Raw genomic sequence first — 8,165 nt, 5'->3', positions numbered from 1 at the left:
GGGCCGCCGGAGCGGCCGACCGCGGGCATCGCCGCCGCGCGGGCGGTCCGGCGCCGCGAACTGTTCCGCACCGCCGCCGCCGACGTGCTCGGCCGGCTCGACGAGGACCCGGCCCGCGCCCTCGACCTCGCGGGCGAGGCACTCACCTCGATCACCGCCGCCACCCTGCAGGGCGCGCTGCGCGCCGCCACCGACGGCTGGGAGGCCCGGGGCGGCGAACTGCCCACCCGGATCGCGATCGTCGCGATGGGCCGGTTCGGCGGCCACGAACTCGGCTACGGCTCGGACGCGGACGTGCTGTTCGTGCACGAGCCGAAGCCCGGCGTCCCCGACGAGGAGGCCGCGCGGGCCGCCCGCGAGGTGATCGGCGAACTGCGCACCCTGCTGGCCTCCCCGTCCGTCGAACCCCCGCTGCTGGTCGACGCCGACCTGCGCCCCGAGGGCCGCAACGGCCCGCTGGTGCGCACCCTCGGCTCGTACGCGGCGTACTACGCGCGCTGGTCGCACGCCTGGGAGAGCCAGGCGCTGCTGCGGGCCGAGGCGACGGCCGGGGACGCGGAGCTGGGGGAGCGCTTCCGCGAGCTGATCGACCCGCTGCGCTACCCCGGCGCGGGCGTCCCCGACCGGGACCTGGTGGAGATCCGCCGGATCAAGGCCCGGATCGAGTCCGAGCGGCTGCCGCGCGGCGCCGACCCCACCACCCACACCAAGATCGGCCGCGGCGGGCTGGCCGACGTCGAGTGGACGGTGCAGCTGCTCCAGCTCCGGCACGGCCACGAGCTGCCCGCCCTGCGCACCACCCGCACCCGGGCGGCGCTGGCCGCCGCGGCGGCGGCGGGCCTGGTCGACCGGGAGGACGCGGAGGTGCTGGACGCGGCCTGGGTGCTGGCCTCCCGGGTGCGCGCCGCGGTGATGCTGGTGCGCGGGCGGGCCGGGGACAGCTTCCCCGGCGACGCCCGGGAGCTGGCGGGGGTGGCGCGCTACCTGGGCTACGGGGTGGGGCACTCGGGGGAGCTGGTGGACGAGTACCGGCGGACGACGCGGCGCGCGCGCCGGGTGGTGGAGCGGCTGTTCTACGGCGGGGAGTAGCACGGGCCCCGGACGTGCCGGAGGACCGCGGCGCAGGTGGCGGGTCCGTCCTGTGCCGCGGTCCTCCGGGGGGTGCGTGGCCGGTCGCGCGGTTCCGCGCGTTCCGGGCCGCGGGCCCTACGCGTTGACCTTGGTGTCCCACTGGGCGGGGACGGTGAGCTCCCGGCGGACCGGGTCGCCGGGCCTGCGGGGCAGGCGGTAGACCCAGGTGTGGTAGAGCAGGCGGGCGGCGAGGAAGCCGACGGCGAGGCAGACCAGGCCGCCGACCGCGTCCAGCCAGAAGTGGTTGGCGGTGGAGACGATCACGCTCAGGGTGACCACGGGGTAGGCGAGGCCGAGCAGGCGGACCCAGGTGCGGCGGGCCAGGAAGAAGACGGTCAGGCCGCACCAGGTGGACCAGCCGATGTGCATCGAGGGCATCGCGGCGTACTGGTTGGAGACCGTCGCCCCGGCGCCGGAGGCCAGCGAGCCCCAGGTCTGGTGGAGCGTGACGGTGTCGAGGAAGCCGCCGCCGGTCATCAGGCGGGGCGGGGCCAGCGGGAAGCAGTAGAAGCCGACCAGGGCGATGCCGGTGGTGATGAACAGCACCGTCCGGGAGGCGGCGTAGCGGCCGGGGTGGGAGCGGTAGAGCCAGACCAGCACGCCGATGGTGATGATGAAGTGCAGGGTGGCGTAGTAGTAGTTCATCCCGACGATGAGCCAGGTCACCGAGTTCACGCCGTGGTTGACGGAGCGCTCCACGGCGATGCCGAGGGTGTGCTCCAGGTTCCAGACCCAGGTCGCGTGCTTCTGGGCGATCTCGGCCTGCTCCGGGACGGCGTTGCGGACCAGCGAGTACAGCCAGTAGCTGAGGCCGATCAGGGCGAGTTCGAAGAGCAGGTGCGGACGGCGCGGGCTGCGGCGCTGCTCGCGCAGGCGGTTGCGGACGGCGGCGGCGGGCGACTGGGCGACGCGGGTGGCTCCGCCGGGCTGACGGGGGGTGTGCTCCGTTCCCGGTTCGGAACCGTCGTGCGTGGTCCGGTCGGCACGTTCGGCGCCGGCTGTCTGGATCTCGGTCGGTTCCCCCATGGAGGAGAAGTCTGCCAGACCGGCTGTGGCCGCTTGCTCATCCTCTGGTCGGGGATTCTTCACCGACTGTCCCCCCACGGGGGTAGGGGTCGATCGGTTTTCGAGGCGCATGCGCTCCATTGTGGCGCGCGGGTTACCAGGGGTCGAACCGGGGTCTGGTTCGGACACGCACCCACCCGGGCCGCGGGGAGGGGCTCAGGTCACGACTCGGTATGACTCGGGCCGGAAACCCCTTTCGCATCTTGCTGAAACATCTTGCAGGGCGCTAGGTTCCACGCCACCCACCCCTTGCCCGAGCGCCCCCGAGGGAGAGCCCTGCCGTGGCCGACGCCCCGTTCCGCCCCCAGCGCCGCACCACCCCGTACCGCCGCCCCGGACGGGCCGCCGTCCTGGTCGCGGCCTCGCTGATCGCCGCCACCCTGGGCGCCGTGCCGTTCGCCGCGGCCGCGTCCACCCCGCCCGCCCCGCCGTCCGACAAGGACCTGGCGGCCACCGCGGCCCGGCACGACCTGACCCGCGAGCAGTTCTACTTCGTGCTGCCGGACCGCTTCGCCAACGGCAGCACCGCCAACGACACCGGCGGCATCACCGGCGGCCGGATGGACAACGGCCTCGACCCGGCCGACAAGGGCTTCTACCACGGCGGTGACCTGCAGGGCCTGATCGACAAGCTCGACTACATCCAGGACCTCGGCACCACCGCGATCTGGATGGCGCCGATCTTCAAGAACCAGCCCGTGCAGGGCGCCGGCGCGGACGCCTCGGCCGGCTACCACGGCTACTGGATCACCGACTTCACCCAGGTCGACCCGCACTTCGGCACCAACGCCCAGCTCAAGGAGCTGATCGACAAGGCGCACAAGCGCGGCATCAAGGTCTTCTTCGACGTCATCACCAACCACACCGCCGACGTCATCGACTACGCGGAGAAGACGTACGACTACCGTTCCGAGGGCGCCTACCCGACCCTCGACGCGGACGGCAACCCGGTCGACGAGACCGCGGTCGCCGACGCCCGGGCGCAGTGGCCGAGCATCACCAAGGACTCCTTCCCCTACACCCCGGTGCTGCGCGACCAGGCGGGCGCGACCGCCAAGACCCCGTCCTGGCTGAACGACCCGTCGCTCTACCACAACCGCGGCAACTCGACCTTCGTCGGCGAGTCCGCGACCGAGGGCGACTTCTCCGGCCTGGACGACCTGGACACCCAGAACCCCAAGGTCGTCGCGGGGATGGAGAAGATCTACCAGCAGTGGGTCGCCGAGACCGGCGTCGACGGCTTCCGGATCGACACCGTCAAGCACGTCAACCTGGCGTTCTGGGAGCAGTGGGCGCCCGCGCTGAAGCAGTTCGCCGCCCAGCAGGGCAACAAGAAGTTCTTCATGTTCGGCGAGGTGTACTCGGGCGACCCGGCGATCACCTCCCCGTACGTCACCCAGGGCAAGCTGCAGGCCACCCTGGACTTCGCGTTCCAGGAGGCGGCCCGCAAGTACGTCTCGCAGAACGGCTCGGCCAAGGCGCTCAGCGAGCTGTACGCGCAGGACTACCGGTACACCACCGCCGACACCGACGCCTACGAGCTGCCGACCTTCCTCGGCAACCACGACATGGGCCGGTTCGGCTCCTTCCTGCAGACCGACAACCCGGGCGCCTCGAACGACGCGCTGCTGGCCAAGGACCGGCTGGCCAACGAGCTGCAGTTCCTCACCCGCGGCCAGCCGGTGGTCTACTACGGCGACGAGCAGGGCTTCACCGGTGCGGGCGGCGACAAGGACGCCCGGCAGGACATGTTCGCCTCGAAGACCCCCTCGTACAACACCGACACCGTGATCGGCGGCGCCTCCGGCTCGAAGGACCGCTACGGCGAGGACGGCGCGCTCTACCGGGGCATCACCGGCCTGGCGAAGCTGCGCAAGGACAACCCGGCGCTGGCCGACGGCGCCCAGGTCGAGCGGTACGCGGCCGACGGGCCGGGCGTGTACGCGTTCTCCCGGATCGACGCCAAGGAGCAGGTCGAGTACCTGGCGGCGGTCAACAACGCCACCGAGGCGAAGACCGTCACGCTGGACACCTTCTCCGCGGGCATGGACTTCGACGGCCTGTACGGCATCGGCGGCAAGGTCACCAGCGGGGCGGACGGCAAGGTGACGGTCACCGTCCCGGCGATGTCCTCGGTGGTGCTGAAGGCCAAGCACAAGCTGGCCAAGCCGGCGGCCGGTCCGTCGATCACGGCGAGCGCGCCCGCCGACGGCTCGTACGGCACCGTCACGCTGGGCGCGGACGTGCCCGGCGGCGGCTTCAACCGGGTCACCTTCGCCGCGCAGGTCGGGGACGGGGCCTGGCAGACGCTCGGCACCGCCGACAACGGGACGTACCGCGTCACGCAGAACCTGGACGGGGTCGCGCCGGGCACCGTCGTCCGGTTCAAGGCCGTCGTCGAGGACTCGGCGGGCCGGCTGGCCTCCACCACCGGGCAGTTCACCACCGGGCAGCAGGCGCCGACCCCCGCGCCGAGCGCGGTGACCCGCGAGTACGCGGTGGTGCACTACCAGCGGCAGGACGGGAACTACGACGGCTGGAACCTCTACGCCTGGGGCGACCTCGCCGACGGCGAGGCGACCACCTGGCCGGAGGGGCACGGCTTCGTCGGGCGGGACGCCTACGGCGCGTTCGCGTACGTGAAGCTCAAGGGCGGGGCGTCCGACGTCGGGTTCGTGGTGGAGAACAACGGCACCAAGGACGTCGACCAGGACCGGCACATCGACATCTCCGCCACCGGCGAGGTGTGGATCAAGGAGGGTGACGCCACCGTCCGCACCGCGAACCCGGACGGCGCGCAGCCGGTGCCGGAGGGCAAGGCGGTCATCCACTACCGGCGGGCCGACGGTGACTACACCGGCTGGGGCCTGCACGACTGGACCGGCGCGGCCACCCCCACCGACTGGGGCAACCCGCTGATGCCCGCCCGGCAGGACGCGTTCGGCGCGGTCTTCGAGGTGCCGCTGGCCGAGGGCGCGACCAGCCTCAGCTACATCATCCACAACGGCGGCGACAAGGACCTGCCGCAGGACCAGTCGCTCGACTTCGCCACCTCCGGCCGGGAGATCTGGATCGTCGGCGGGCAGGAGGGCCACCTGCTGCCGCAGAGCGCCGGCACCTCCTCCCAGCTCGACCTGGGCTCGGCCAAGGCCCAGTGGATCGACGCCAGGACCGTCGTGGTGCCCGCCAACTACGGTGCGGCGGACGCCCAGCTGAAGGGCGGCACCAGCGCCCAGCTGATCTACGACCCCGAGGGCGGACTGAGCGTCGACAAGGGCGTGCTGTCCAAGCCGGGCCACTGGATCCGGCTCGACCCGGCGGCCGGCCTCACCGACGCGCAGAAGGCGAAGTTCCCGCACCTGGCCGGGTACCGGGCGTTCACCGTCGACCCGCGCGACGCGGGCCGGATCACCGCCGCGCTGCGCGCCCAGGTGGTGTTCACCGAGCACCTGCCCAACGGCGCCGCGCTGGCCGCCACCGGCGTGCAGACCCCCGGCGTGCTGGACGACCTGTACGCGGCCAAGGCGGCCTCCGCGCAGCTCGGCCCGGTGTACTCGGGCGACCAGGGCAAGGGCAACAACGGCAACGGCAACGGCAACGGCAACGGGAACGGCAAGGACAAGGGCGACAAGCGCCGGGTGACGCTGTCGCTGTGGGCGCCGACCGCCACCGACGTCGCGGTGCAGCTGTTCGACAAGGCGAGCGGCGGCACCCCGAAGACCCTGCCGCTGAAGCGGGACGACGCGACCGGCGTCTGGTCGCTGACCGGGGACGCCAAGGACCTGGACGGCAAGTACTACCTGTACCAGGTGAAGGTGTGGGCGCCGAGCGTCCAGCAGGTGGTCACCAACCTGGTCACCGACCCGTACTCGACCGCGCTGGCCGCCGACTCCAAGCGCAGCCTGGTCGCCGACCTGTCCTCGGCCGCGACCAAGCCGAAGGGCTGGGACCAGCACCGCAGCCCGGAGGCGATCCCGGCGGTCAAGCAGCAGATCCAGGAGCTGCACGTGCGGGACTTCTCGTCCGCCGACAGCACCGTGCCGGCCGACGAGCGGGGCACCTACCTGGCGTTCACGCAGTCCAGGTCGGCGGGCATGCAGCACCTGAAGGAGCTGGCCAAGGCCGGGGTGACCACCGTCCACCTGCTGCCGACCTTCGACATCGCCACCATCCGGGAGAACCGGGCCGACCAGAAGCTCCCGGCCTGCGACCTGGCCGCGCTGGCCGCCGACTCGGACGGGCAGCAGGAGTGCGTGGCGGCCGTGCAGGCCGACGACGCCTACAACTGGGGCTACGACCCGCTGCACTACACGGTGCCGGAGGGCTCGTACGCCACCGACCCGAACGGCACGGCGCGCACCGAGCAGTTCCGCGAGATGGTGCAGGCGATGCACGAGGCGGGCCTGCGAGTGGTGCTGGACGTGGTGTACAACCACACCGCCGCGGCCGGGCAGGACGACAAGTCGGTGCTCGACAAGGTCGTCCCCGGCTACTACCAGCGGCTCAGCGACAGCGGCAAGGTCACCACCGACTCCTGCTGCGCCGACACCGCACCCGAGCACGCCATGATGAACAAGCTGGTCGTGGACTCGGTGGTGACCTGGGCCAAGCAGTACCGGGTGGACGGCTTCCGGTTCGACCTGATGGGCCTGGACCCGAAGTCGACCATGCTGGACGTGCAGTCCGCGTTGCGGGCGCTGACCCCGCAGAAGGACGGCGTCGACGGCAAGAACGTCTTCCTGTACGGCGAGGGCTGGAACTTCGGCACCGTGGCCAACGACGCCCGGTTCGTCCAGGCCACCCAGGTCAACATGGCCGGCACCGGCATCGCGACCTTCAACGACCGGATCCGGGACGCCGGGCGCGGCGGCAACTACGAGCTGTCCTCGGCCCCGCAGCAGGGCTTCGCCTCCGGCCTGTTCACCGACCCGAACGGCTCGGCCGACAACGGCACCCCCGAGCAGCAGAAGGCCCGGCTGCTGCACCAGATGGACCAGGTCAAGGTCGGCCTGACCGGCAACCTGTCGGCCTACGAGTTCACCGACAGCAGCGGCAAGGCGGTCACCGGCGGCGGCGTCGACTACAACGGCTCGCCGACCGGCTACGCGGCCAACCCCGGCGAGGCGGTGGAGTACCTGGACGCGCACGACAACGCGGACCTGTACGACGCGCTGGCGTTCAAGCTGCCGCAGGGCACCTCGCCCGCCGACCGGGCCCGGATGCAGGCGCTCGGCCTGTCGCTGACCGCGCTGAGCCAGGGCCCGGGCTTCGCCCAGGCCGGCAGCGACCTGCTGCGCTCGAAGTCGCTGGACGCCAACTCCTTCGACTCCGGCGACTGGTTCAACTCGATCTCCTGGGACTGCAAGCAGGGCAACGGCTGGGGCCGGGGCCTGCCGATGGCGGCCGACAACCAGTCGATGTGGGCCCGGGACAAGCAGCTGCTGGCCGACCCGAAGCTGCGGGCGGGCTGCAACGAGATGGGCGCCAGCACGGCCATCTACCAGCAGTTCCTGAAGATCCGGCAGTCCTCGCCGCTGTTCGCGCTGGCCAGCACGGCGGAGGTGCAGCGCCGGCTGTCCTTCCCGCTGTCCGGCACCGCGGGGGAGAACCCGGGCGTGATCACCATGCACCTGGACGGCACCGGGCTGAAGGGCGCCGAGAAGGGCATCACGGTGGTCTTCAACGCCACCCCGACCGCGCAGACCCAGACCGTGGCGGGCCTGCGCGGCAGCAAGCAGCAGCTGCACGCGGTGCAGGCGAAGGGCAGCGACCCGGTGGTCAAGCGGGCAGCCTTCGACCCGGCCTCGGGGACCTTCACGGTGCCGGGCCGGACGGTCGCGGTGTTCGTCCAGAACTGATGGTTTCCCAGCGGTAACAGGGGCCTCACCTCCGGGTGGGGCCCCTGGCCGTGTTGGCCGAAAACCGATGACGGGCGGGGAGGTTTGGCACGGACCTTCCCGGATCCGTCC

At 72.0% G+C, this 8,165-nt stretch carries 3 protein-coding genes; 2 read left to right on the top strand and 1 reads right to left on the bottom strand.

Going from position 1 to position 8,165, the window contains the following annotated elements; all coding sequences use genetic code 11:
* On the top strand, positions 1-1,089 hold a 1,089-nt coding region (locus ACWEO5_RS18890; protein ID WP_452163433.1), incomplete at its 5' end, for a [protein-PII] uridylyltransferase family protein.
* Positions 1,090-1,206: 117 nt separating this feature from the next.
* On the opposite strand, the gene ACWEO5_RS18885 is transcribed toward ACWEO5_RS18890, so the two are convergent.
* Positions 1,207-2,157, bottom strand: coding sequence for a phosphatase PAP2 family protein (locus ACWEO5_RS18885; protein ID WP_452163432.1), 951 nt, complete (start codon positions 2,155-2,157; stop codon positions 1,207-1,209).
* Positions 2,158-2,477: 320 nt separating this feature from the next.
* Here ACWEO5_RS18885 and pulA point away from each other — a divergent pair, with 320 nt between their 5' ends.
* Positions 2,478-8,054: a pullulanase-type alpha-1,6-glucosidase gene (pulA, locus tag ACWEO5_RS18880; RefSeq protein ID WP_452163431.1), complete on the top strand. Its 5,577-nt coding sequence runs from the start codon at positions 2,478-2,480 to the stop codon at positions 8,052-8,054.
* The last annotated feature ends 111 nt before the right edge of the window (positions 8,055-8,165 follow it).

The organism is Kitasatospora sp. NPDC004272, assembly GCF_053603035.1.
This window is presented reverse-complemented; position numbering and strand designations above follow the sequence as displayed.